Annotated in this window: 21 protein-coding genes and 2 pseudogenes; 21 read left to right on the forward strand and 2 right to left on the reverse strand. The window is 30.4% G+C overall.

From position 1 onward, the window contains the following. Positions 1 to 102 precede the first annotated feature (102 nt). The 4 genes from pyk to ACYUE0_RS05730 all read left to right on the forward strand — a co-directional run bounded on the left by pyk (position 103) and on the right by ACYUE0_RS05730 (position 7,133). Positions 103 to 1,869, forward strand: a complete 1,767-nt coding sequence (pyk, locus tag ACYUE0_RS05715; RefSeq protein ID WP_061995791.1) for a pyruvate kinase — start codon at positions 103 to 105, stop codon at positions 1,867 to 1,869. A 501-nt stretch (positions 1,870 to 2,370) separates the two neighbouring features. Then, the gene (locus ACYUE0_RS05720) at positions 2,371 to 4,401 is read left to right on the forward strand and encodes a methyl-accepting chemotaxis protein (RefSeq protein WP_460269823.1); all 2,031 of its coding nucleotides are present in this window, start codon (positions 2,371 to 2,373) and stop codon (positions 4,399 to 4,401) included. Between the two features lie 161 nt (positions 4,402 to 4,562). After that, the gene (locus ACYUE0_RS05725; RefSeq protein WP_061995789.1) at positions 4,563 to 6,602 is read left to right on the forward strand and encodes a methyl-accepting chemotaxis protein; all 2,040 of its coding nucleotides are present in this window, start codon (positions 4,563 to 4,565) and stop codon (positions 6,600 to 6,602) included. A 171-nt stretch (positions 6,603 to 6,773) separates the two neighbouring features. Next, entirely contained in the window at positions 6,774 to 7,133 is a 360-nt protein-coding gene (locus ACYUE0_RS05730) for a DUF1540 domain-containing protein (protein ID WP_061995788.1), read from the forward strand. A gap of 221 nt (positions 7,134 to 7,354) precedes the next feature. Here the strand turns inward: ACYUE0_RS05730 and ACYUE0_RS05735 are convergent, their stop codons facing one another. Both ACYUE0_RS05735 and ACYUE0_RS05740 read right to left on the reverse strand, forming a co-directional pair. Further along, on the reverse strand, positions 7,355 to 8,377 hold the full coding sequence (locus ACYUE0_RS05735; RefSeq protein ID WP_460269824.1) for a threonine aldolase family protein: 1,023 nt from the start codon (positions 8,375 to 8,377) through the stop codon (positions 7,355 to 7,357). A 371-nt stretch (positions 8,378 to 8,748) separates the two neighbouring features. Beyond that, positions 8,749 to 9,663, reverse strand: coding sequence for a transposase (locus tag ACYUE0_RS05740; protein WP_460269825.1), 915 nt, complete (start codon positions 9,661 to 9,663; stop codon positions 8,749 to 8,751). 374 nt (positions 9,664 to 10,037) lie between these two features. Here ACYUE0_RS05740 and rlmD point away from each other — a divergent pair, with 374 nt between their 5' ends. The 17 genes and pseudogenes from rlmD to ACYUE0_RS05825 form a co-directional block, all read left to right on the forward strand. Next, complete coding sequence (gene rlmD / locus ACYUE0_RS05745; RefSeq protein ID WP_460269826.1) at positions 10,038 to 11,438, forward strand: 23S rRNA (uracil(1939)-C(5))-methyltransferase RlmD; 1,401 nt, start codon at positions 10,038 to 10,040, stop codon at positions 11,436 to 11,438. Positions 11,439 to 12,160: 722 nt separating this feature from the next. Further along, the gene (locus ACYUE0_RS05750; protein WP_061996873.1) at positions 12,161 to 12,724 is read left to right on the forward strand and encodes an HD domain-containing protein; all 564 of its coding nucleotides are present in this window, start codon (positions 12,161 to 12,163) and stop codon (positions 12,722 to 12,724) included. Positions 12,725 to 13,028: 304 nt separating this feature from the next. Further along, positions 13,029 to 13,115 carry a cysteine-rich KTR domain-containing protein gene (locus ACYUE0_RS05755; protein ID WP_268869860.1) on the forward strand — a complete coding sequence of 29 codons (87 nt, stop codon included), beginning with the start codon at positions 13,029 to 13,031 and terminating at the stop codon, positions 13,113 to 13,115. Between the two features lie 101 nt (positions 13,116 to 13,216). Beyond that, positions 13,217 to 14,473, forward strand: a complete 1,257-nt coding sequence (locus ACYUE0_RS05760) for an erythromycin esterase family protein (RefSeq protein WP_460269827.1) — start codon at positions 13,217 to 13,219, stop codon at positions 14,471 to 14,473. Positions 14,474 to 14,536: 63 nt separating this feature from the next. Further along, positions 14,537 to 14,629: a hypothetical protein gene (locus tag ACYUE0_RS05765; RefSeq protein ID WP_460269868.1), complete on the forward strand. Its 93-nt coding sequence runs from the start codon at positions 14,537 to 14,539 to the stop codon at positions 14,627 to 14,629. Positions 14,630 to 14,806: 177 nt separating this feature from the next. Beyond that, entirely contained in the window at positions 14,807 to 15,805 is a 999-nt protein-coding gene (locus ACYUE0_RS05770) for a GNAT family N-acetyltransferase (protein WP_460269828.1), read from the forward strand. Between the two features lie 342 nt (positions 15,806 to 16,147). Continuing rightward, positions 16,148 to 16,409 (forward strand): annotated as a pseudogene (locus tag ACYUE0_RS05775) (transposase). Positions 16,410 to 16,427: 18 nt separating this feature from the next. Beyond that, the gene (locus ACYUE0_RS05780) at positions 16,428 to 17,042 is read left to right on the forward strand and encodes a helix-turn-helix domain-containing protein (protein WP_460269830.1); all 615 of its coding nucleotides are present in this window, start codon (positions 16,428 to 16,430) and stop codon (positions 17,040 to 17,042) included. A gap of 154 nt (positions 17,043 to 17,196) precedes the next feature. Next, entirely contained in the window at positions 17,197 to 18,114 is a 918-nt protein-coding gene (locus tag ACYUE0_RS05785) for an ABC transporter ATP-binding protein (protein WP_460269869.1), read from the forward strand. Beyond that, the gene (locus ACYUE0_RS05790; protein WP_460269870.1) at positions 18,098 to 18,856 is read left to right on the forward strand and encodes an ABC transporter permease; all 759 of its coding nucleotides are present in this window, start codon (positions 18,098 to 18,100) and stop codon (positions 18,854 to 18,856) included. Before ACYUE0_RS05785 ends, ACYUE0_RS05790 begins: the two co-directional genes overlap by 17 nt. After that, positions 18,856 to 19,689: an undecaprenyl-diphosphate phosphatase gene (locus tag ACYUE0_RS05795; RefSeq protein WP_199870352.1), complete on the forward strand. Its 834-nt coding sequence runs from the start codon at positions 18,856 to 18,858 to the stop codon at positions 19,687 to 19,689. The genes ACYUE0_RS05790 and ACYUE0_RS05795 overlap by 1 nt, the downstream gene beginning before the upstream one ends. 306 nt (positions 19,690 to 19,995) lie before the next feature. Then, entirely contained in the window at positions 19,996 to 20,190 is a 195-nt protein-coding gene (locus ACYUE0_RS05800; protein WP_460269831.1) for a DNA-binding protein, read from the forward strand. Beyond that, the gene (locus tag ACYUE0_RS05805) at positions 20,187 to 20,873 is read left to right on the forward strand and encodes a response regulator transcription factor (RefSeq protein ID WP_460269832.1); all 687 of its coding nucleotides are present in this window, start codon (positions 20,187 to 20,189) and stop codon (positions 20,871 to 20,873) included. The genes ACYUE0_RS05800 and ACYUE0_RS05805 overlap by 4 nt, the downstream gene beginning before the upstream one ends. After that, positions 20,860 to 21,849 (forward strand): sensor histidine kinase, encoded by a 990-nt coding sequence (locus tag ACYUE0_RS05810; protein WP_460269833.1) that lies wholly within the window; start codon positions 20,860 to 20,862, stop codon positions 21,847 to 21,849. The genes ACYUE0_RS05805 and ACYUE0_RS05810 overlap by 14 nt, the downstream gene beginning before the upstream one ends. Positions 21,850 to 21,931: 82 nt before the next feature. Then, the gene (locus ACYUE0_RS05815) at positions 21,932 to 22,621 is read left to right on the forward strand and encodes an ABC transporter ATP-binding protein (RefSeq protein ID WP_199870348.1); all 690 of its coding nucleotides are present in this window, start codon (positions 21,932 to 21,934) and stop codon (positions 22,619 to 22,621) included. Beyond that, positions 22,618 to 25,164 carry an ABC transporter permease gene (locus tag ACYUE0_RS05820; protein WP_460269835.1) on the forward strand — a complete coding sequence of 849 codons (2,547 nt, stop codon included), beginning with the start codon at positions 22,618 to 22,620 and terminating at the stop codon, positions 25,162 to 25,164. The genes ACYUE0_RS05815 and ACYUE0_RS05820 overlap by 4 nt, the downstream gene beginning before the upstream one ends. A 505-nt stretch (positions 25,165 to 25,669) precedes the next feature. Continuing rightward, positions 25,670 to 25,853 (forward strand): annotated as a pseudogene (locus tag ACYUE0_RS05825) (ABC transporter permease); the annotation flags it as partial. Between the last annotated feature and the right edge of the window lie 7 nt (positions 25,854 to 25,860).

Here is a 25,860-nt window from a genome sequence, read left to right on the forward strand (position 1 = left end):
TGAAAAAAATATTATTAAACTTAATGAAAAAATATTAAATCAATAGGAGAGAAATAGGATAAACAAAAGTTTAAGTCTATTTATTAAGGAGGCAAGGAAAATATGAAAAAAACTAAAATAGTATGCACCATAGGACCAACAACAGATAATAAAGAAATTATAAAAGAGCTTATGAAGTGTGGGATGAACGCAGCGAGACTTAATTTTTCTCACGGTAGCCATGATGAACATAAAAATAGAATCGATATGATAAAAGCGGCTAGAAGTGAACTAAAAAAATATATAGCTATAGTATTAGATACAAAGGGCCCAGAAATTAGAACACATAAATTTGAAAATGGAACTGTAGAATTAATACAAGATACTGAGTTTGTTATATATTGTAAAGAAGAAATTATAGGTGATGAAACTAAGTGTTCTGTTACTTATGGAAATTTATATGAAGATGTTGAACCTAAAGACACTATATTGATCAATGATGGTCTTGTTGCCCTAGAGGTTCAAAGAATAGAAGGAACTAAAGTATATACAACAGTTAGAAACACTGGAATTATTGGTGATAATAAAGGTATTAATGTTCCTAATGTGGCAATAAAGCTACCAGCATTAACTGAAAAAGATATATCCGATTTAAGGTTTGGAGCTGAAAATGATGTTGATGTAGTAGCTGCTTCATTTATAAGAAAGGCTTCTGACGTTTTAGATATAAAAAAAGTTCTATCTAAGGCCGGAGCTGAACATATACAAGTATTTTCTAAAATAGAAAATAGACAAGGTGTAAATAATATAGATGATATCATAAAATTTTCTGATGGAATAATGGTTGCTAGAGGTGACTTAGGTGTTGAAATACCAGCAGAAGAAGTTCCTGTAGTACAAAAGATGATAATAGAGAAATGCAATATAGCTGGCAAGCCTGTAATAACAGCAACTCAAATGTTAGATTCTATGATAAGAAATCCAAGACCTACAAGGGCAGAAGCTTCTGACGTTGCAAATGCTATATTCGATGGAACAGATGCTATAATGTTAAGTGGAGAAACTGCAAATGGCAAATATCCAGTTGAAGTTGTAAAAACAATGGCAAATATTGCAAGAACAGCAGAAAATTATATAAATTATGATTCAAAATTGAACTATAGTAGAAAGAGTCATATACCAAATGTTTCAAATGCTATAAGTTTAGCTACTTGCACAACAGCGGCAGAATTAAATGCATCAGCAATAATAACTGCAACACAAAGTGGCCATACAACTAAACAAGTATCTAAATATAGACCTAAGTGTCCAATAATAGCAGTAACACCAAGTGAAAGAGTTGCTAGAAGCTTAGCATTAAATTGGGGCGTTTATGCTATACAAGCAGAAAAAATAGATAATACAGATGAACTTATGGAAAACTGTGCAAAAGTTTCATTAGAAAAAGGATATGTAAAAAGAGGGGATTTAGTTGTAATGGTAGCAGGTATCCCAGCTAACTTTGTAGGAAGTACTAATATGATGAAAGTTCATGTTATTGGGGATATATTAATTCAAGGAACAGGAACTATAGAGACTACAGCTTATGGAACAGCATTATGTGTAGATAATGTTAAGGAAGCAGTAGATAATATAGATGAAGGAGAAATTCTTGTAGTAAAAAGATTAGGTAGAGAATACTGTGATGTTATAGATAAAGTTTCAGGAATAATTGTTGAAGAAGATGAGATGAGTTCAAGTGTAGTTATTGATTGCACAGCAAAAGATATTCCAATAATATATAGTGCAGTGGATGCCATGGAAATAATAAAGACTGGAGCATTTATAACACTGCATTCAAATAAAGGTGTAGGAATAGTTTACTCTGGAAGAGCTAATATAAGTCACTAAAAATTTAAAGAAAAATATATGAAATATTTTATATATTTCATCCGTTTAAAAAAAATTAACATAGAAATAAATATAAAAAAATAAAATCTACTGTTTATTGTATTATTTTTTTGATATAATATTATATTGTATTTTAATTTATTTATGTTATTATAGTGAATAAAGTTGTAAAAACATGGATAAAATTAAAAAGAATATAATAGGCAACTGATTTATTATTGACACCCATTACGGGTGTTTTTTTTATTTTAGTATAGTAATATAGGGATACAATTAACTTTTAACTAAAATAATCTGTTAGTTATTGATAAAATATTGATTTAAATTTTCTCATTTGATAAATGAATAATTTTAAAACTTAAATTGGAACCCTATAGTACTTATTATAAAATCAAATTTTAATTATAATAAAGAATTCATAAAAATACACGAGTAAAAGCATATATGGAAAACAAGCTTTTAAGAAATTCTAACTAAAAGTAATTTAAGTAGGTGAGTGTAATGAAAAAACAAATTAAAAATTTTTTTAAGCCCAAAGGCATAGGAGCTAAGTTACTAACAGTATTTTTATTAGTAACTTTTGCTATATGTACATCTTTATCAGTAATATCAAGCTTTATAGCTAGAAATGCATTAAATAGATTATTAAACTCGACGTTACCACAAACTACAGAAATGAGTTCAAAATATATACATGAAAAATTAGAAATAAGTAAAAGAGCTGTTGAAAATTTATCTGCAAATGATTTGGTGATAGATGATAAATTATCAGTAGATGAAAAATTAAAAACATTAGAATCAGCTTTAAAGTTAAATGGATTCTTAAGAATTGGTATAGCTGATAAGAATGGAAATATTAAATTTAATGATAGTAACACTAATATAAGTAAAAGAGAATATTTTAAAGAAGCATTAGGTGGGAAGGTATCTGTAAGTGCGCCAAGTCCTAGTATTAATGAAAAAGATAATGGAGCCATAGTTAGTGCATATGCATCGCCAATAAAAGATCGAAATGGACAAATTATAAATGTATTAGTTGCAATTGAAAAGGCAGATTTTTTTAATGAAATTGTAAAAAATATTCAAATAGGAGAAACAGGAGAAGCTTTTATTGTAAGTAATGATGGTGAAATTGTAGGTGATAAAGATATTTCCCGTATAGGAACAGTAAATTTAAAAGAAGCTTGTAAAACAGAAGAAAGCTTAAAAGGTTTTGATAAAGTTTTAGACAATATGATTAAAAATGAAAAAGGTATAGAATTATACAATAATGGTAGTAAGGATATTTTTTTAAGTTATAACAATATTCTAGATACTGACTGGACATTAGGAATTAAGATAGAAAAAAATGAAGTTTTAAAGGATGTTAAAACAATACAAGTAAGTTCCTTTGTTGCAGCTTTAATTTGTTTAGTTATAGGTAGCATTCTTATAATGTATCAAATTAAATCTATAAATAAGGGGCTAAAAAATGCTACTAATGCATTAAATGTTATAGGAAATGGAGATATGACTGTCAATATAGATGAAAAGTTAATAGAAAGAACGGATGAGCTTGGAATAATGGGAAAAGCAATGAAAACTATGCAGGGTTCTGTAAGTTCTACTATAAAATCTATAAGAGAAAATGCAGAAAATATAGATAACTATAGTGAAAATCTAGCTAGTATATCTGAAGAAATGGCAAGTTCAACTGATTCAGTTGCAAATTCAATTCAAGAAGTTTCAACTGGAATTCAAAATCAATCTGAAGATATGAGTAGCATGTTTTCAATGCTTGAAGACTTTAATCATAGGATAGAAATGGTTATGTTATCTATAAATGAAATAGGAAGCGAAAATAAGGAAATTTATACTTTATCTGAAAAAAGTAATGGGGATATGCAAAAAGTTACAGTTTCAGTATCAAATGTAAATGATGGTTTTAGAAGTTTAGTTGACAAGGTAAAATCTGTTGAAGAAAATATAAATAAAATAAATGAGATTATAACTCTTATAAATAGTATATCAGAACAAACTAATTTACTTGCTTTAAATGCAGCTATAGAAGCTGCAAGAGTAGGAGAAAGTGGAAAAGGATTTGCTGTTGTAGCAGATGAAATAAGAAAACTTGCAGAACAAAGCAAAATGTCTGCACATAGTATAACTAATTTATTAAATACTGTATTTAATGAAACAGGAATAATGGTTCAAACTACAGAAATTGTTAAAGGAGAGATAGAATCTCAAAGTGAAATCATAAATGGTGCTGTAGGTAGCTTTGAAAAAATAAAAGAAGCTGTAAATAATATAACACCTAAAATTACAGATAGTCAGGGCTTAGTAAAAGAAATAGTTACAAGTAAAGAGAGTATAAATGAAAAAGTACAAAATGTTATGTCTATATCACAAGAAATTGCAGCATCATCACAAGAAATTGCTGCAATATCAGAAGAAATGAATGCATCATCAGAAGAAGTTGCAAGTTCAGCATTAAATTTAACTGATATGACTAAAACCATGAAATGTGAAGTAGAAAAATTTAAAGTATAATAAAAAAGTGTTTAAGAATAAGATTTAAAATTATTCTTAAACACTTTTTGCGTGATAATTTAAAATATAAAGAAAATTTTTAAATGAACGATATTAATAAAGTTAAATAATAATTAACAATTTTTACACAATTTTAATAAAATTTAAATTAGGAGGTTTTTATGAAGAAAAAATATATCCATAGATTAGAATTTAAAAGTATAGGAAGTAGATTACTAGTAAGTTTTATTGGAATTATAATTGTAATATGCATATTATTTGCAACAGTATCTATAACTATAGCTAAAAAAGCATTAACTGATTTTTTAAGTACAACATTACCAGAGACAACTGCTATGTGCGCAAATTATATACATGAAAATATAAATGGTAATATGAAAGTTGTTGAAAATTTATCATTAGATAAAGATGTTAGGAGTGAATCAGTAGCTATAGAAGAAAGAGCGAAGACATTACAAAACAACTTGGAAGTAAATGGATTCATAAGAATAGGGATTTCTGATAAAAATGGAAAATTTGTAGCTAGTGATGGTAAAACAGTATTAGATATAAATGATAGAGAATACTTTAAAGATGCTTTAAACGGAAAAGTTACATTAAGTACACCAGCTAAAAGCTTAAACAAAGAAGATAATGGTGCTATTATAAATGCATACGCAGCACCAATAAAAAATGATAGAGGAGAAATAACTAGTGTATTGGTGGCTATTAGAAATGCTGAAGTATTTAGTGAAACAGTGAAAAATATAAAAGTAGGAAAAACTTCTAATGCATATATTTTAGATGCAAATGGAAATGTTATTGGATGCAATGATATAGAAAAGGTAGGAAATTTCAACTTAAAAGAAGAGGTAGAAAAGGATCCAGATTTAAAGGGCTTTAAAGTTGCATTAAATAGTATGATTGAAAAAAATGAAGGTATAGAAGCCTATAGTTCAAAGGGCAAAGAGTTTTATTTAACATATAAAGATATAGAAGGAACAGATTGGACTGTTGGTATTGAAGTAAAAAAAGATGAGGTTTTAAAAGGCATAAAAACTATACAAAATTACTCAATATTAATTTCAATATTATTTATACTATTAGGAAGTGGAATTATAATAATTCAAGTTAAGTCTATAAATAAAGGTTTAAAAGGTGCAACGAAAGCTTTAGATGTTATTGGAAAAGGGGATATGACTGTTGAAATTAATGAAGGATTAATAAATAGAACTGACGAACTAGGAATAATGGCAAAATCTATGAAGAGTATGCAAATATCTATAAGAGAAACCATAAATGCAATAAAAGAAAGTGCTCAGAGTATAGATAGTTACAGTGAAAATTTAGCAAGTATATCTGAAGAAATGGCAACGTCAACAGATTCAGTGGCAATTTCAATTCAAAATGTATCTAGTGGTACTCAAAATCAGACAGAAGATATGGGCATAATGGTTTCAATGCTTGAAGAATTCAACAATAGTGTAGAATTAGTTATGGAAGCTATAAATGAAATTGGACAAGAAAACAAAGGGATTTATAATTTATCTAAAGAAAGCAATGAAGATATGGATAGTGTTATAGTTTCATCTGAAAATGTGAATAAGGCCTTTGGAAATTTAGTGCAAAAAGTAAAGTCAGTTGAAGGAAATATAGATAAAATAAATGAAATCATAAATATTATAAACAGTATAGCAGAGCAAACCAACCTATTAGCATTAAATGCAGCCATAGAAGCAGCTAGGGTAGGAGAGAGTGGTAAAGGATTTGCTGTTGTAGCAGATGAAATAAGAAAACTTGCAGAACAAAGCAAAATGTCTGCAGGTAGCATAACGGGGTTATTAAATGCGGTATTTAAAGAAACTGGAATCATGGTAGAAACCACAGAAATTGTTAAGGGAGAAGTAGAATCACAAAGTGAAATCATAAACAAGGCTGTAGATACTTTTGAAAAAATAAAAATAGCAGTAGACAACATGAACCCTAAAATCAAAGGTAGTCAAGGCTTAGCATTAAAAATTATAGAAAGGAAAGATGTTATAAATGGTAAAGCACAAAGTGTAATGTCTGTATCAGAAGAAGTATCAGCATCATCACAAGAAATAGCAGCAATAGCTGAAGAAATGAATGCATCATCAGAAGAAGTAGCTAGTTCATCATTAAAATTATCCAATATGACTAAAATGATGAAAGAAAAGGTTGAATTATTTAAAGTAGATTAAAAGTATAAAACTCTAATTAAATTTTTAAAACTAAAGTTTAATTAGAGTTTTATTGTTATAAATTAAAATAAATATTAACTTTTGATTTTCATACATAAAATTTTCCTCAGTTCACACAATATAGATAGGTAAACCTATTATTTAAAAGAATTTAAATAAGGATGTGATTTTATGAATGGAAGTTTAAGTTGTAATGCCCAAAATTGTTTATATAATGCTAATGGATTGTGTGGTGCCAGTGTAATTAAAGTAAGAGGGGGAAATGCTGAAAGTAGTGCATTTACTCAATGTGATTCATTTGCTGAAAAGGGACTTAAAAATTCATTAGCTAATATGTTTAATATGAATATTCAAGGCGAAATAAAACAAGCATTTACTAATACGTCTATAGAAATGTATCCCAAAATAGAATGTGATGCAAGAAATTGCGTATATAACATAGGAAATGTATGTTCAGCAGATTACATACAAATCAATGGTCAAACTGCATTGTCAAGCACAAGAACAGAATGTTCAACATTTAAAAAATAGAGATTGGTATTCTTGTATATTTTTATATGTGTAAAGAAAGAACTATAGCTTTAAGAATATAGTTCTTTCTTTTGGTGTTCTAAGGTGACAGACATTAAATATATAAAATAAATTAACTTAACTTAACTTTACATAAGGTGACACTCATTAAATATTGCAAACAAAGTATTTGAGTGACAATCATTAATTAATAATTGTCACTCAAATATAATAAGTTACTTTTATTTTTTAACTTCATTTATAAATTCAGTTACAGCTTCTTCTTTTGTAGCCCAAGATGTAACTAATCTAATAGCTGAATGAGTATCATTTATTTTTTTCCATACATAGAAGCCAAATTTTTTTTGTAATTTTTCAATTAAATTATTTTCTAGTATAGGAAAAATCTGATTCGTTGGAGAATCAATTAAAAATTCACAGTTAGCTTCTTTTAACCCATTAGCTAAATGATTTGCCATAATATTAGAATGATTTGCTAATTCAAAGTAAAGGTTATCCTTAAATAATTCCTCAAATTGTATTCCAAGAAGTTTTCCTTTTGCAAGTAGAGCACCTTTTTGTTTTAGATGATATCTAAAATCTTCTCTTAAAAAATCATTTTTAATAACTAAAGCTTCACCAAGAAGGGCACCATTTTTAGTTCCCCCAATAAAAAATGAGTCTGTAAAATCACACATATCTGATAGTGTTAAATTTGCATCTTTAACACAAAGTGCACAACCAAGTCTTGCACCATCTGCATATAAAATTAGATTATTGGATTTGCAAAATTCGCTTAGTGATTTTAGTTCATTTTTTGTATAGACAGTACCTAGTTCTGTAGGGTTAGAAATATATACAAGTTTGGGTTTGACTACATGTTCATTTCCATAAGCATTTAAAATTTCTTCAATTTTATTTGGAGTTACCTTTCCATCATTTGAATCTACTGTGATAACTTTATGTCCAGTATATTCAATTGCACCAGTTTCATTAACAGCAATATGTCCTGTATTTGCAGATATACATGCTTCATAAGGCTTTAAAAAAGCACCAATTGCAATTAAGTTTGTTTGGGTACCACCAGAAATTAGATGAATATCAATGTTTTTATTATCTATTAAGCCTTTTATTTTATAAATGGCATTTTTGGTATGTGTATCATTTCCATAACCTTCTTCTTGGGTAAGATTTGACTCTATTAAAGAGTTTAAAATTTTGGGATGAGCGCCTTCACTATAATCATTTTTAAAACTGTATAACATCATAAATCTCCTTTGTATTTATTTTTTATTTTATTTAGTTAAAATTATAAAATATTAGTTAATTGAAGTATAAGTAAAGAATTTTTAAAATTCAACTATTTTTATTTGATTTAAAAATTTAATTTAAAGTGACAGTTATTAATTAATAAAAATAAACAAGTAATATAAAATAATAAATAACTGTCACCATAAGTATTATAAGTAATTAGGGTAGTTAAAAATATTTAATGAGTGTCACTTATAATAATAATAAATAAAAGAATTAGTTTTATAATAAAACACAGGCTTGTCCATTTTATTAACATTATTTATTGCAAAATTATTAAAAAAAATTTTTTGAATACCATTTTTGTTTTATTTAATTTTAAAAATTAAAAATTTATAAAATTTTCAAAGAGCGTTTTATATTTATTGTTAGTTAGAACTAGATCAATTGCTTTGTTGCCAAGTTGTGATACTCTGCTAGAAGTTAGGTTACCTAAAATTGTAGCTATTTCTTTGCATGTTTTTCCACAAAGTGCTGTTGCAAGTAAAGAAATCATTGCTCTTGCATTTTGATTTCTACTTCTATTTTTGATGAAAATTTCATTCGGATTTAAATTTTCTTCTTTGGCTACAAAATTAGTAATTTCTTTTATTGATAATTCAGGTTTTAATATGCCTTTTTCATTAGTAAATTTTTCATCTTTAATTTTAAATTTTAAATTTATATCTTTAAAGTTTGATACTTGTTGATTCATTGTAGCTTCAAATACTTCTTTATATTCTTTTCTAGCTTTTCTTTTATTTTTACACATTATTTCTAGTATCATATCAATATCTAAAACATCAAATTCATCTTTGCCTCCTAAATAAACACGCATACTTGAAAATACATAATCTTGTGGTCGTTCTAAAAATCCTGGTAAATCTTTTGGGTTTCTATGAATATAGATAGAAGCATTTATTAAATACTCATCAGTAGTAATCATTTCACTTTTAAATCTTTCCTTGCATAGTCTAGAGTCTAAATCATATTTTTTATTATAAAATTTAACATATCTTAAATTTAAACTTTTCATTATTACAGAAATATCTTGATTCTGTGAATCTATAAGTAGATGTGCATGATTATCCATTAAACAAAATGCATATAATTTAAATGGATACTTTAATTGACTTTCCTTTAGTTTAATCATAAACATATTTTTATCAGCATCACAATTAAATAATAACCTGTCTTTTACACTTTTTATAATAATATGGTATATTGCATGAGGCGCTTTTTCTCTTGCATATCTTCCCATTTTTATACACTCCTTAAATATCTATTTTATGTCATAAATAACATAAGAATTTTATATGGCTTTAAATTGATAAATAAAGCTTGTTTTATTATGAGTATTGACAGTATAGATATTTTTAATCGAGAGTAATGACTTGAATAAAATTTAAAAAATCTATATATGGTTAATTTCTTTTAAATTAAAAGAAAGTTTGTTAAAATATATGGATGTACTGTTTTATAGAGAGTAATTTAAACTATAAAAATAGATAATTGTTTCACTATGGAATAGAATAAGTAAGTTATAATTGAAAAAATAAAGGGAATAATCAATTTAAGCATTTATATAAAATTCAATGCACAGTTATTTACTGTGTATTTAGGAAAGGTGATTTTATGGGTAAAAATAATATAGTTAATTGTAACGTTGAAAAGAATAAGGAGTATATAATAAAAATAGAAAATAGTGGTCATCAAGGTGAAGGTGTTGGAAAAATAGATAATTTTACTGTTTTTGTTGAAGGAGCTTTAAAAGATGAAACAGTAAAAATTAAATTAATAAAAATTAATAAGAATTATGGTGTAGGAAAGCTTATAGAAGTTCTGTCTTCATCTGAATCAAGAACTGAACCAGCCTGTAGTACATATAAAAGATGCGGTGGTTGTAATCTTCAACATAGTACATATGAAGCTCAATTAAGCTTCAAAACTGAAAGAGTAAGAGATGTTATTAAAAGAATTGGTAAGTTAGAAGATGTGAAAATACATAATACTATAGGTATGGAAACCCCATATAACTATAGAAATAAAGTTCAACTTCCAGTAGGAAAGAATAAAGATGGTGAAATCGTTGTTGGATTCTATGCCCCAAGAAGTCATGACATAATAAATATGGAATGTTGTTACATACAAGATGAAGTCGGAGATAAGGTTATAAAAGTAGTAAAAGAATGGATGAAAAAATTTAATATAGAAACTTATGATGAAAAAACGAATAGTGGAATAGTTAGACATATAATGATTAGAAAAGGATTTAAGACTGAAGAAGTAATGGTAGTTGTAGTTACTAATGGAAATAGTATTCCATATTCAGAAGAATTGGTTAGTATGTTAAAAGATAATATTGAAGGAATAGATAGTATTATACAAAACATAAATAATAAGCAAACTAATGTAATACTAGGTCAAAAGTGTAAAACTTTGTATGGAAAAGATACTATAACTGATTTTATAGGAGAATTTAAGTTCAATATATCTCCATTATCATTTTTTCAAGTAAATTCAATACAAACAGAAGTTCTATATAATAAAGCTTTAGAATATGCCGATTTACAAGGAGATGAAATTGTATTTGATGCTTACTGCGGAACTGGAACAATTTCATTATTCTTATCACAAAATGCTAAAAAAGTTTATGGGGTAGAGATAATACCTCAAGCTATACAAAATGCTATAAAAAATGCAGAAGAAAATAATGTTACAAATACAGAGTTTATAGTGGGGGAAGCTGAAAATGAGATTCCTAAATTAATAGAAAAAGGAATTAAAGCAGATGTAGTAGTTGTTGATCCACCAAGAAAGGGATGTGAAGAAAGTTTATTACATTCAATAGCTAAAATGTCACCAAAAAAAATAGTTTATGTATCTTGTGACCCAGCAACATTAGCAAGAGATTTAAATATATTACAACAACTAGGATATAAAACTTTAGAAATACAACCAGTAGATATGTTTCCACAAACTGCTCATGTTGAAACTGTGGTTAAATTAGAAAAAGCTAAACTAGTGAATTTATAAGGTTAAATAAAACATAAAGGGATATTTTTATCAAATTGCCACCATAATTTTATATATGGTGGCAATTTATTTTTTAAAATCTGTCAACACTATTACAGGAAAATTCAGGTGTTAAATGTGTATAAGTGTACCTGTTTGTTGATAAATTACTATGACACCTTATAGTTTTAGTTATTTCTTGTGTATGTAAAATACTTTACTTTTAATATAAGTAATGTAATAATAGTATGAGAAAAACTAAAAAGGAAATTTATTGAATAACGGTATGCTAATGATTTTGAAAGTTTAACTGACTTGTTATATGAATATGCACTTAAAAACGGTGATGTCGACTAAAACACAGTTATTTCTTCTATATTGGCTGGAGGAATGTCTATGTGAAAGAGACTATGAAAATCATTGATAATGGCAGATATTGCGTAAATTAGTATGAGGTGAAACTTGAAAACTCTTTATAACTTGGCATGAATTCAATAAAATTTAAAAGTAAATAGATTTTTATATTGGTATTGAGTAATAGATAGCAAATAAAATGTAATTGAAACCATAACAATGACCTTCTTTCGTAGATATTTGCTTTGTGATGATTTCATTATATACGAAAATAGGGGATCATTGTTTTTTGTTTTGAAAAATGACATAACTTTTGAAAATGTTAAATTTTAAATAAGAAACAGGTATGTCAGACTTGACACTACCTTGAATTTGTAGGGGGAATGAATATGAAAGCAAGAAAATTATTGGATGCATTATTGGTAGCCGAAAAGCTGAAAGATACAACACGCCATTGCTATACTTCAAAAGGCAGGCACGAGAGTGTTGCAGAACATAGTTGGATGATGACTTTGATGGCTTTCTTTATGAGAGATGAGTTCCCTGAGGTTGATATGGATAAGGTTATCAGAATGTGTATTATTCATGACTTGGGAGAATGTTTTACTGGAGATATTCCTACTTTTGAAAAAAACCTAGACCACGAACTGAACGAAGAAAAGCTACTGTATAGTTGGGTTAATTCCTTGCCAGAGAAATATGCAGTAGAAATGCGAGAACTTTATGAGGAAATGGCAGAGCGTAAAACAGCTGAAGCACAGATTTATAAAGCCATTGATGGACTTGAAGCATTGATTCAGCACAATGTGTCTGACTTGTCTACTTGGATTCCGAAAGAATTTGAACTCAATCTAACTTACGCAGATGATAAGGTTGCATTCTCTGATTATTTGAAATCCTTAAGACAAGCTGTTCGTGAAGATACCATTAAAAAAATTGATGAAGAAAATTAAAACTTTGCTATAAATATTAGGTTTACTGATATTTATGGAGGCAGCGGCTGTTTGTAACAAAGGAAGAAGCGATAGTAAGTATTTCGTATAAGGAAGAAAAAGAAGTAGAACTCCGTACGAGTATTGATATTAATAATAGGGACATGTACATAGTTCAATATCGTTAACACATTAGTAGTGTTACTTTTATTTTTGTTATATTTGCCATTCTTTACTGGTTCAACATGAATGGTTAGTAAAGAATTGAAAAGAAACGCAATAAAGAACATGAATAGGTTTAATTTTAAAATCAATCACATTTTTTCTGTTACACTATTCTAAATGTAAACGGGAAACATTAATTTCTGTTAAACAAATCAATATTTCCATTATCAAAGAGACAGACGCATAGACGAAGAGCCTATAATACACAGTAATAAATGTGGTTATCCGCTCTTTGTATTATGTAGATTTTAACAGTAAAATAACAATAGCTATGAAAGGAATTAAATAATGAATAAAAAAAGTTTTTTAAATATTGTTACAATAGTGGCATTAAGCATTACTATATTTACAGGGTGTGGAAATAGAACAGCTACAGCACCAGTGAACTTAAGCGACTTACAAACAGATATCAGCACTTTTGCTGTATCAAAAAATGTACAGGTTGTAGGACTTGGAGAAGCAAGCCACGGTGCAAAAGAATACCATCAGATGAAAGCAGAAGTATTCAAAGCATTGGTTGAAAACAATGAGAGTCGAACATTCATTATTGAAGGTGACTTTGGAGGAGCATTAAAGGTAGATTCTTATATTCATGGGGGCAAGGGAACAGCTGAAGATGTTGTTGGAGAAATTGGATTTAATATTTATCGTACGCATGAAATGGCTAGCTTGGTAGAGTGGATGCGTTCCTATAATGAAACTGCCCAAGATGGAAAAGACTTGCACTTTTATGGAATGGATATACAGAGATATGATAACAATAAGGAATACTTGTTTTCCGTATTGGATACGGCTGCACCTACATTAAGTGAAAAATATAAAACAGCCTTTTCGCAATTAACTGATGAAGCAAGATTGGATTTAAGTACAGATATTTTGAATAATTCTAAGGCGGATGTTTTAGAGCTATTAAAAGAGATGGATGATTCTGAAACAGATATTGTAGCTATTTCTGGACAAACTGCTTTTGATTTTGCAAGAGAAAGTGCGAATACAATATATGAATGTAGCGAAACAGTATTAAGTAATAATGCCGACTATAATGCTTTGCGAGATAAGTATATGTTTGAAAAAGTGAATTGGTTTTTACAACATGGCGATGGTAGTGTAATATTTATTAACGGGCATAATGGTCATATAGGTAAAACTTCAGCTTCTGGCTATACTTGCTTGGGTGAATTACTGACTAAGAACTTAGGAGAAGATTATTGCGCCATTGGAACAGATGCGGAAGATACGGAATTCAATTCACAAGGCAGTAATGGGGATTTTAGTATTATGGAAGTTAAGAATCGAAATGAACTTAATAGTCTGCTTGACAAAATGGAGAGTGATTTTTACTATATTGACTTCTCAAAAGTAATGGATGATGTACATTGGCAAAAACTTTTGAATGGACAACAAAAGCTTACTACGTTAAATGTAGGAATTTCAGGTTGGCAAAAACTTTTAAAATCACTTTATACAACAAATATTGTTCCAAGCGATACGTTTAACGGGATGGTGGTTTTTAAAAAAGTTCATCCAACAACGCTAATTCAATAAATGATATTTCATAAATATAAAAAGGTATAATAATTTGATAACAAACATTAGATAATCTGTTCTATATGGGGAAATAAAACAAGGATTAAAATTTGTGAAAATACAACATTAGATAAATTTTTATTATATTATCCAAATGTAAGCAGGAAACTTTAATAAGTATATAATTAAAAAGACAGACATAAAGACACAGAGTCGATAGTTTGAGTATTGAAAATCTCATCTCATCGGCTCTTTCTGTTATATATGGATTAGTCAATTAATCTTTGATAGTGATTGCTACTTTAATACAGTTCGCTAATGCTTCTAGAAGTGGATAAAGGGAGGAAAAGAATGATAATACGTGAGTTGACACACGAAGAATTGCTAATTGCTGTAGAATTAAATTATAACTGTTGGAATGATGACTTTGCGGGAATTATTCCTTATGATTCCATGAAAATAGAAAAGGAGCTTACCTTTGTATCAAATTGGATAAACGATAAGAGGTGCCAGGATATTAGACGTATATACGGTGCTTTTGATGGAGATAAATTTTTAGGATATGTAGGTGGGAGTTTAGCTAAGAAAGAAGATGCAGAACATGGTGTCGAATTAAATTATTTGTATGTAAAAAAAGAATATCGTGGAATGGCATTGGGGTTAAAATTAATAAGAACTATTATAGCTGAATTTGAAGATTATGGGGTAAACAAGTTAATAATCAATAATTTTCACGAGAGTGAGTCAAGTAAATTCTATAAGTATCTTGGAGGGGAAGTAGTTAAACAAGTTATACAAACTGTAAAAGGAAAAGAGGTACTTGTTGATGTATTTAGTTGGAATATTGATAGTCTTATAGAGCAGTTGAAGGATAAATTAAATTCTCGTAGTTATGAAAAGGGTGGGCTTGCTTTTAACGATAAGTTAACTGAAGGTATCTCTATGACTAACACCCATACTAAAGAAGATTTAGATGTAGTTTTAAAAGGAATTTTTGAGCATAATACTAAGGGAACTAATGGGTTATTGAAAAAACCAGCTATTGACATAAATATATATTTAAAAGATGGTGAGAAAACTATTGGTGCTATATTGTGTGACACATTTAATTTTTGTATTTATATCGAAATAATGTGGATAGATAAAGACTATAGAGGAAAGGGATTAGGGAAAAAGCTTATATCAAAAGCAGAGAAAATAGCAAAAGAAAATGGTTGTATTTTATCTCACACCTGTAGTCTTAGCTATCAAGCACCAGAGTTTTATCAAGCATGTGGTTATGAAATTTTTGGAAAACTTGATGATTATCCTAATGGTATAGTACAGTATTTTTTAAAGAAAAAGCTATAAAGTGAATCTAATATAAATGATTATGCATCACTGTCCTATTCTCCTGTTTCCAAGAGAGAATAATCTTTTAAAGAAGTCTAATATAAATAATCTTTACCGATAAATGTCATAAGAAAACAAAAGGAGGATAATTAATATAGTCATAATCAAAGCAATAATAAGAGAACTTGAAGCCTTACTCTAAGAACATGGCTTAGAATCTAAAAGGATGGCTGAACGTCGAAAAAGATGTATCCTCCTAATTGTTTAAGATAAAGTATGCCTGCAAGTCATCTATTTTCCTTAAGCTGCGTGGGGAAATAGAACTTGCAACATTATGTAAAATAGAGTTGCAAACATCATATAGTTTTTGCACCAAAGTATATAAGAAAGATAATATACGGTAAAATTAAAGTAGATATACGAACTATATTAAGAAAGTTATGTGAACATAAAGGAGTAGAAATTATAGTTTGATGATGTTTGATAGACATGTCAATTAAAAGTACATATATGAAAATAGACAATTTTGGTGTAAGGTATATTATGTTGATACAGTTTGAAGAAGCAAAAGGTAATAAAAGAATATATAAAAAATCAAATACAAGAAGATATAGCATATTAAAAGAGAAGGAGGTTTATTTTGGAATTTAATGAAAAGTTACAACGACTTAGAGCACAGAGAAACTTAACACAGGAACAACTTGCAAAGCAATTATATGTATCAAGGGCAGCAATTTCAAAATGGGAAAGTGGAAAAGGTTACCCAAACATTGAATCGCTAAAATGTATATCTAAACTATTTTCTGTTTCTATAGATGAATTGTTATCTGGTGAGGAACTTATTAGTCTTGCGGAAACAGAAAATAGTTCTAATATGCAAAAAGTTTATAATATGATTGGTGCTGTACTAGATTTAATGGCGATTATGTTTATCATTTTCCCGTTATATGGAAAAACTATTGAAAACTATATCTACTCAGTGAACCTACTTTCATTTACAGAAACTACATCAATAAATCTTGCAATCTATTGGAGTATATTTATCGCTTTGATTAGTATTGGTATCGCTAAACTTATCTTTATCAGACTTGATAAAGAGTTATTGTGCATATACATAACAAAATGTTCTGTAGCACTAAGCATTGCAGCAATCTGTTTTTTTTCTATGGCAAAAGAACCATATGTTACAACATTTTTATTTTTGATTTTTACGATAAAAATATTTGTATTATTGAAGCAGTGTGAAACAAAGTAAAAAAACTATAAACCTTTGGAAATAGGCTCTGACACGAAAAGTGTCAGGGCTTTTTTCTATTGTGACGATAGGTTTCTTGGTTTTTAGGACATAAAGCCACACAATAAAATTATGTTCAACACAAAATAAAAAACAACAGAAGGGACAGATGGATATGGAAACTATTATTGAAACAAAAAACCTTACAAAAATATATGGAAGTGCTACCGTTGTTGATAACATCAATCTTCATGTACCAAAGGGAAAAATCTATGGTTTACTTGGCAGAAATGGAGCAGGGAAAACTACAGCAATGAAGATGATGTTACAGCTTGTTTATCCGACAGGAGGAGAAATTCGATTGTTTGGAACAGATTATAAGAAAAACACTCCCACACTTTATGGAAAAATAGGATCAATTATTGAAACACCAGGTTTTTATAATAATTTGACAGGATATGAAAATTTACAAATTATTGCAAAACTGAGAGGACAGCTTTCTAAAGATTCAATACAAGAGGCGCTTCATATCGTTGGATTAGAAAAGGAAACAAGGAAAGTGTTTGCTGACTATTCATTAGGAATGAAACAGAGGCTTGGCATTGCTGCAGCAATTATGCATAAACCTGAATTATTAATTCTAGACGAACCAATAAATGGACTTGATCCTATTGGGATTTCTCAAATTCGTTCATTACTGATTGAGTTAAGTCACAGTAGGAATACTACCATTGTTATTTCAAGCCACGTTTTAAGTGAGATTGAACAGCTCGCAGATACTATTGGTGTCATGCATAATGGTAAATTGATAGAGGAAGTTAACATGGAAGAGCTTCACAAGCGTAATCGTAGGTATATTGAATTCAATCTGTCTGATGGGACAACAGCTGCAAAGATATTAGAAAAGCACTATCAAATTAAAGATTACTTGATAAAAGGCAATACAATAAAAGTTTATGACTTCACTCATAGTTCTGGGCAAATTAACAAAACTTTTGTAGAAAATGGATTATTAGTAACAAATATAAATGTAGAAAAGGAAAATTTGGAGGAGTATTTTTCTGAATTGATTGGAGGTGGCAATATTGCGTAGTCTTATTTACTGTGAATTACTAAAGTTAAAAAATTCAAAAATGGTGCTTATCAGTATTCTAGGCGCTATGTCCACGCCATTTATGATGTTTATAGAATCATTGCAAACACACTTTCAGCACCCAGAGCGTGTTATAACACTGACTAACGTTTATGATAACAGTTTGCTGTATATGATGCTACTAAGTAATATGATGATTTATGTGGTAATTACCGCCTATTTGTTTAGTCGTGAGTATATAGAAAATACATTAAAAATAATTTTACCAATACCAATTTCAAGAACAAAATTATTGCTGGGAAAGTTTATCACCCTGTTTTTTTTGATTGTTATACTTAACTTTGTAACTTGGGCAGGTATTCTGATTTTATCAGGAATATATAATTCTATATTTGACATGGTAGGATATAATTTACTTATTTCTATTGAGTGGCTTTTTAAGTATTTAGTTGCTAGTATTCTTATGTATTTAACAATTTCCCCCTTTGCTTATATCGCTCTAAAAACAAAGGGATTTGTTGCACCTGTAATTGCTTCAGCTGTTATCGTTATGGGGAGTGCAGCGCTTTCAAATCAAGATTTTGGAGCATTATACCCATGGACAGCTACCTTTTTTCTGATAAAAGGAAAATTACAAAGCACAGGTTATTCAATTACTTTAGGAATAACAATTATTGCTTTTGTATCTATAGTTGGATTTTTATTGACATTTAACTACTTCAAAAAGGAGGATTTGAAATAATGATACTTAATTTTATTGAAATTTTAAAAGTTATATTTCTTGGTATAGTGGAGGGGATTACGGAATGGCTACCTATCAGTAGTACAGGACATATGCTTCTTGTAGATGAGTTTATTACTCTTAATATGAGTGAAGCCTTCAAGGAAATGTTTTTTGTTGTCATTCAGTTTGGAGCAATTCTTGCTGTAGTTGTTATGTTTTGGAAAAGAATGTTTCCCTTTCAATTTGAAGATAAATCACAATCCATTATAAAAAAGGATATCATCTATGTGTGGTTTAAGGTTGCAGTAGCTTGTATACCATCAGCTATCATTGGGGTTTTATTTGATGACTTCTTAGATGCACATCTTCAAACCCCAATCGTAATTGCAATAATGTTAATTTTTTATGGTGTATTATTTATTATTATTGAAAACTGGAACAAAAAGCGTACAGCTACTACTGCAACACTTGCAAAAATAAGCTACAGGACAGCGCTGATGATTGGGTTATTTCAAGTGTTATCATTAATTCCAGGTACTTCTCGTTCCGGAGCAACGATTATAGGTGCTTTGTTGATAGGGGTATCACGAGTGGCAGCAGCGGAGTTTACCTTCTTTCTGGCCGTACCTACCATGCTTGGGGCTAGCACTTTAAAGTTGTTGAAATTTGGATTTGACTTTACAAATATAGAACTAGTCACTCTTATTATTGGTATGTTGGTGGCGTTTATAGTGTCCATCTTTGTAATTAAATTCTTAATGAGCTTTATCAAAAAACATGATTTTAAAGTATTTGGATGGTATCGAATTGTACTTGGAATAGTGGTGTTAATTTACTTTGCTATAATGTAGGGTGTAAGCATAATTTCACCACATTAATAAAATAAAAAAGCACATTAATCTGAAATATTATCAGATCAGTGTGCTTTTTTATCCTTTAATCTCAATATGAACACCATACTTAAATTAATCATAAAATTAGATGACATTGATAAGAGTATTTTTTATTACATTGATTATTTTTGTAAGTTTTTTATATCAATCTTCAAGTCTATAGCTAAAGTAAAAATCAAGTGTTGGTAGTCTTTATGTTGTTTTATAACTGAAGTTGTATGTTTTTGTAAAAAGAAATATAATGAAATTATGGAGGTGTTATGGGTGGAGTATATAACGACAAAAGAAGTAGGAGAAAATTGGGGGATTACAGACAGTATGGTAGAGTACTATTGCTCTAATATACGTACTAATGGGGCTAAAAAAATAGGAAATACATGGCTTATTCCAATTGATGCTGAAAAACCAGTTGATGAACGATATAGAGGTAATAAAGTAAAGGCTGGTGAAAATGAATGAAAAAGATATTTTTGGTTGAAGACGATAAAGCAATCGCTAAAAACCTTATGCTTTTACTTCGTTCTGAGGGATTTGCAGTAATTCATGCCTCTACTCGTAGTGAAGCACTTGTAACCATTACTGAGAATAAATTTGATTTGGCGTTGATTGATATTTCTTTGCCAGATGGAAATGGTTTTACGGTTTGCACAGAAATCAAAGAAACAGAAGATGTTCCCGTTATCTTTCTAACGGCGTCAGGTGATGAAGCAAGTGTTGTTACTGGACTGAATATGGGTGCAGACGACTATATCACCAAACCGTTTCGTCCACGTGAATTGATTGCACGAATTGGAACTGCCCTACGAAAAAGTGGGCGTTCTGGAACGAATTTTGAAATTCTTGGTCTTCATGTGGATACGGCAAGTGGTATTGTTAAAAAAAATGGTAAAGAGGTTTTTCTTTCAGCATTAGAATACCGATTATTGCTGGTGTTTATTAGTAATTCTAAAAGTATTATAACCAGAGGTAAGTTACTTGACGAATTGTGGGATGCTGCAGGAGAGTTTGTCAATGATAATACACTAACCGTGTACATTAAACGTTTGCGAGAAAAGATAGAGAATGATCCAGCAAAACCGCAAATAATTTTAACTGTTCGAGGAATGGGGTATAGATTGGGGGGCGAACATGCTTCGAAATAGAGAATTTAGACAGTTTACCATTTTATTCTCATTAATAGCTGCCATCAATGTGACGTTGGGATTTGCAATAAATGCAGCAGCGGGAATACTTACCATTGTTTCTGTTATTGCATTTGGAACAGCGTTTTTTGTATTTACCAAAGCTCGATATAAAAGTATTTCACAAATTTCAGATCAAATCGATTGTGTGCTTCATAATGATGACCATTTGTATATTAGTGAATCGGATGAAGGTGAACTTTCTATTTTACAAAGTGAGATAACAAAAATGACGATGCGTATTAGGGAACAAAATGATGCACTAAAAAAGGAAAAAAAACATCTTGCTGATTCGCTAGCTGACATAGCCCATCAACTTCGTACTCCTCTCACATCTGTGAATCTTATTTTGTCATTGCTTACGAATAACCCCGAGGAAAATGAAAGGAGAGCATTAATTAGGGAAACAGAGGAATTGCTTGTACGTATGGATTGGCTTATCACTTCCCTATTAAAATTATCTCGTTTAGATGCAGGTATTGTAGTGTTTCAATGTGAAAAGATAGATGTAAATAATTTGATATGCGCTGCCGCTCGTCCTTTGCTAATATCAATGGAACTGCACGATATTGAGTTGCAAATAAGTGTATCTAAAGGTGTGGTTATTCAGGGTGATTCAGGTTGGCTTTCAGAAGCAATTCAAAATATCCTAAAAAATTGTATGGAAAGCGCAGGCGAAAATGGAAAAATTGAGATTGTATGTACTGACAATGCACTGTTTACTGAGATTGCTATTCACGACAGTGGTAGGGGCTTTGAAAAAGAAGATTTACCATGTTTGTTTGACAGGTTTTATCGTGGAAAAAACCCAAATGCTACAGGATACGGAATTGGATTGGCTCTTTGTAAGATGATTATAACACGTCAGGGCGGGACAATTACTGCAAAAAATCACCGTCAGGGTGGTGCAATATTCTCTATTCGTTTCCCAAAGTGACGAATCTCTCACTTGAAAGTCACATAGATGTAAGTTGAAGATTCTATTATATAGGTAAACCATTAGAAAGGAGACTCACATAATGGAATTTTTAAAGATTGAAAATTTATGCAAAGTCTATGGCAAGGGTGAAAACCAGGTTACCGCCCTTGATCATGTTTCACTTACTATTAAAAAAGGAGAATTTACAGCAATTATCGGTTCCTCTGGTTCTGGTAAATCCACACTTCTACATGCCATCGCGGGAGTGGATGTACCAACAAGTGGAAAGGTATACTTAGAAGGACAAGATGTATATGGACAGAGCAATGAAAAACTTGCTATTTTCCGCAGGCGTCAGGTTGGATTGATTTATCAGTTTCATAATTTGATACCAACACTAAATGTAGTGGAAAATATTACTCTGCCTATACTTATGGATAAGCGTAAGGTTAATGAGGAAAGACTAAATGACCTGCTAGATCTACTTGGCTTAAAAGAACGAAAAACCCATTTACCAAACCAACTTTCTGGAGGTCAACAACAACGTGTTGCCATCGGTCGTGCATTGATGAATGCACCAGCAGTTATGCTTGCTGATGAACCCACTGGTAGCTTAGATAGTAAAAATGGACAGGATATTATCCATTTATTGAAAGAAAGCCATAACAAATATCACCAGACCCTTATCATTGTCACACATGATGAGAACATTGCGCTGCAAGCAGATCGAATCATCTGCATAGCAGATGGAAAAGTAGTACGTGATGAGAGACAGGTGACTCGTTCATGAACATTTTTAATAAAGTTGCATTGCAAGGACTGAAAAAGAGTAGAACAAGAACACTTGTAACTATTATAGGAGTTATTCTATCTGCTGCTATGATAACGGCAGTCACTACCTTTGGCGTTACTTTGCTAAACTATATGAAAAATGGTGCTATATCGAAATATGGTGATTGGCACGTAGCGTTTTTAGACGTTAATTCTTCTTTTGTACAGGAACAGATAGATAATGATGAGGTTGCAAATACTGCAACATTTGAAAACATTGGATATGCAACACTTGATGGTGGCAAAAATCCCGAAAAACCATATCTTTTTATAGCTGGATTCAGCGAAGAAGCCTTTGATACTTTACCCATAACCCTGGTTTCAGGTAGGTTACCTGAAAATAGTGGAGAAATTCTTGTTTCGGGGAAAGTTTCAACAGATAGTGGCGTCAAATTTGCAGTAGGTGATACTCTTTCATTGGCGGTGGGAAGTCGGATGAATGGAAAAGATAAGCTTGGTCAGAGTGACCCATATACCGACGGAAGTGAAAATCTTGTGACACAAGATGAGAGAAACTATACAGTTGTAGGTATCTGCAGAAGACCTGTCTTTGAGGAGTCTTCAGCACCGGGATACACCTTGATAACCAAATCAGATGAACAAGTCAAGACGGATAGCTTCAGTATGTTTAGCACATTAAAAAATCCATATAAACTTCATTCATACATAAGTAGTATTAAAGATCATGCTTATGTTTTGAATGATAATGTGTTGCGTTTTATAGGCATTTCAGACAATAACTTATTCAATATATTTATGTATTCCTTTGGCGGTATTGTGTTGGCAATTATTATGCTAGGCTCAATTTTTCTAATCTATAATTCGTTTAATATGTCATTGAACGAACGTATGCAGCAGTTTGGAATTCTTTCATCTGTTGGAGCTACAGAAAAACAACTACGAAATTTGGTGCTGTTTGAAGGATTTTGCATTGGCGTAATTGGCATCCCAATTGGAGTTATTGTTGGTATAAGCAGTATTGGTGTTGTAATTTCCGTTGTTGCTAAAAAATTTGCAAGTGTTCTCTATCTCAACATCCCTTTGACTTTGACGTTGTCTACAACTGCAATAATTGTTGCAGCAGTGGTAAGCATGGTTACCATTTTGATTTCAGCCTACATTCCAGCAAGAAAAGCTTCTAGCACACCGGTAATGGAATGTATTCGACAGACAAATGAGGTGAAAATTGAATCTAAAGCTGTTAAAACATCAAAGCTCATACAACGTATTTGTGGTTTGGAAGGAACCCTTGCATTGAAAAACTTTAAAAGAAATAAAAAACGCTATCGCAGTATAGTACTATCACTTATTTTAAGTATAGTGTTGTTTATATCCACCAGTGTTTTGGTATTTGATTTGAAACAAATGTCAAATCAGACGTTAGAGTTTACTGAACATGATATCATTTTTTCCACACAGAACATGAAGGATAGTGAAATGTTACAGCTTTACGATAAGTTTAAAACTGCTAATGGTGTTTATGAAGGATTATATCAAGAATGTATAACCTATTCATCCATTGTTAAAACAAGTGAGCTTACAAAGGATTACTTGAACTATAAAGGTTCGTATTCTCAGTATGAAACGGCGAATCTACCAGTAGATATGCAGTTTCTTGATGACAGTACTTACCTGAATATTATCCAAGGTTTGGGTTTACCTACAGAAGAATATACTGGAAAAAATGCGAAAATGATTGCTGTTTCTATGATTGAGGGGGTGGATGATACTATTGATATCTTCAAGAGTTCTTCTATTAAGGTTACTTTAATCCCTGAAACTAAGGACCAATCGAAGATGGTAGAGGGGCAAAACGTTGATATTACATTCGTCAAAATTGTACCACCTGATTGCCCCCCAAGTGATATAAGTTCAGAGATCAAGCAAACTTCCTTTAGGGTGTTGGCTCCTTATTCGATGAAAGATAAATTTACATCCTATGATATTTCTACAGAAATTAAAAGTATGAGCTTTAAATCAAAGAATCCTACTCAGTCAGTTGCAGAAATGGAAAAAATCATCATGAGTGAGGGGGTTACATCCCAGTATAATCTATATAATATGTATGGATTAATGGATGATAATCGCAATTATATCTTCATTGCTAATGTGTTTGCGTATACTTTTATCAGTATGATATCACTAATTACGGTGGCAAATGTGTTCAACACAATTTCCACAAATATTAAGTTGCGCCGTCGAGAGCTTGCTATGCTTCGATCTGTGGGAATGTCTGAGCATGATTTTCAGAAGATGATGAATTTTGAGTGTATCTTTTATGGAGTGAGAGCGTTACTCTTTGGACTTCCTATAGCTATAATTACTTCATGGCTAATTCATAAAGTAATGGTAACAGACGATATCGATTTTGTGGTTCCATGGGGAAGCATTGGAATCAGTGTGTTTGGTGTTTTATTCATCGTGTTTATTACAATGCTATATACCATTAATAAGATAAAAAAGGAAAACATTATTGATGCACTTCGAGATGATATGTCTTGATAACATATATTAATTTGATAAAAAATAAAAAACATATATTCAAGTTGTTGACGATTTTCTCAAAATACACTTTATATCTAAAAATATAGAATTTATACTACACAAATAAAGTAAATTAGTGCGTAACTGTGGTAATGAAAAACTGCAGTTGTGGCAGATGACGTTTTGTGGCCCAAATGGGGCTATGCGGCGGTTTTGAAATAATAATCAAAACCGCCGTTTTCCTTTTTCAAAATTGGAAACTCAGAGGGGGTATTAGCAAAATAAATTGTTAATAACCTCCGGTAGTCGTTGCGATATTTTCCATTCCTTTCCCAAAGTGACGAATCTCTCACCTGAAAGTCACACAGATGTAAGTTGAAGATTCTATTATATAGATAAACCATGAGAAAGGAGATTTACATAATCGAATTTAAAAAAATTGAAAAGCTATGTAAGGTTTACGGCAAGGGCAAAATGCCCTTGAACATGTTTCGCTTACAATCGAAAAGGGAGAGTTTACTAAATCATCTCATGGCTGATTTATGCAGGATTGGTGGCCGACAAAAGGATTAACAACTTCAATTTTGTATTCCCGTAGGCAGTATGGCAATCAGCGTGTTCTTTATTATATTCATTACAATGCTGTATCCCATTAGTAAGATAAAAAAGAAAATATCATTAATGCGCTTCGGGATGACAAAGCTTAATTCAAAA

It is taken from the genome of Clostridium sp. CTA-19, assembly GCF_054767855.1.

Coding starts and splice junctions, on each gene's coding strand:
- pyk (WP_061995791.1), top strand. CDS start 103: ATGAAAAAAACTAAAATAGTATGCACCATAGGACCAACAACAGATAAT.
- ACYUE0_RS05720 (WP_460269823.1), top strand. CDS start 2,371: ATGAAAAAACAAATTAAAAATTTTTTTAAGCCCAAAGGCATAGGAGCT.
- ACYUE0_RS05725 (WP_061995789.1), top strand. CDS start 4,563: ATGAAGAAAAAATATATCCATAGATTAGAATTTAAAAGTATAGGAAGT.
- ACYUE0_RS05730 (WP_061995788.1), top strand. CDS start 6,774: ATGAATGGAAGTTTAAGTTGTAATGCCCAAAATTGTTTATATAATGCT.
- ACYUE0_RS05735 (WP_460269824.1), bottom strand. CDS start 8,377: ATGTTATACAGTTTTAAAAATGATTATAGTGAAGGCGCTCATCCCAAA.
- ACYUE0_RS05740 (WP_460269825.1), bottom strand. CDS start 9,663: ATGGGAAGATATGCAAGAGAAAAAGCGCCTCATGCAATATACCATATT.
- rlmD (WP_460269826.1), top strand. CDS start 10,038: ATGGGTAAAAATAATATAGTTAATTGTAACGTTGAAAAGAATAAGGAG.
- ACYUE0_RS05750 (WP_061996873.1), top strand. CDS start 12,161: ATGAAAGCAAGAAAATTATTGGATGCATTATTGGTAGCCGAAAAGCTG.
- ACYUE0_RS05760 (WP_460269827.1), top strand. CDS start 13,217: ATGAATAAAAAAAGTTTTTTAAATATTGTTACAATAGTGGCATTAAGC.
- ACYUE0_RS05770 (WP_460269828.1), top strand. CDS start 14,807: ATGATAATACGTGAGTTGACACACGAAGAATTGCTAATTGCTGTAGAA.
- ACYUE0_RS05785 (WP_460269869.1), top strand. CDS start 17,197: ATGGAAACTATTATTGAAACAAAAAACCTTACAAAAATATATGGAAGT.
- ACYUE0_RS05795 (WP_199870352.1), top strand. CDS start 18,856: ATGATACTTAATTTTATTGAAATTTTAAAAGTTATATTTCTTGGTATA.
- ACYUE0_RS05805 (WP_460269832.1), top strand. CDS start 20,187: ATGAAAAAGATATTTTTGGTTGAAGACGATAAAGCAATCGCTAAAAAC.
- ACYUE0_RS05810 (WP_460269833.1), top strand. CDS start 20,860: ATGCTTCGAAATAGAGAATTTAGACAGTTTACCATTTTATTCTCATTA.
- ACYUE0_RS05815 (WP_199870348.1), top strand. CDS start 21,932: ATGGAATTTTTAAAGATTGAAAATTTATGCAAAGTCTATGGCAAGGGT.
- ACYUE0_RS05820 (WP_460269835.1), top strand. CDS start 22,618: ATGAACATTTTTAATAAAGTTGCATTGCAAGGACTGAAAAAGAGTAGA.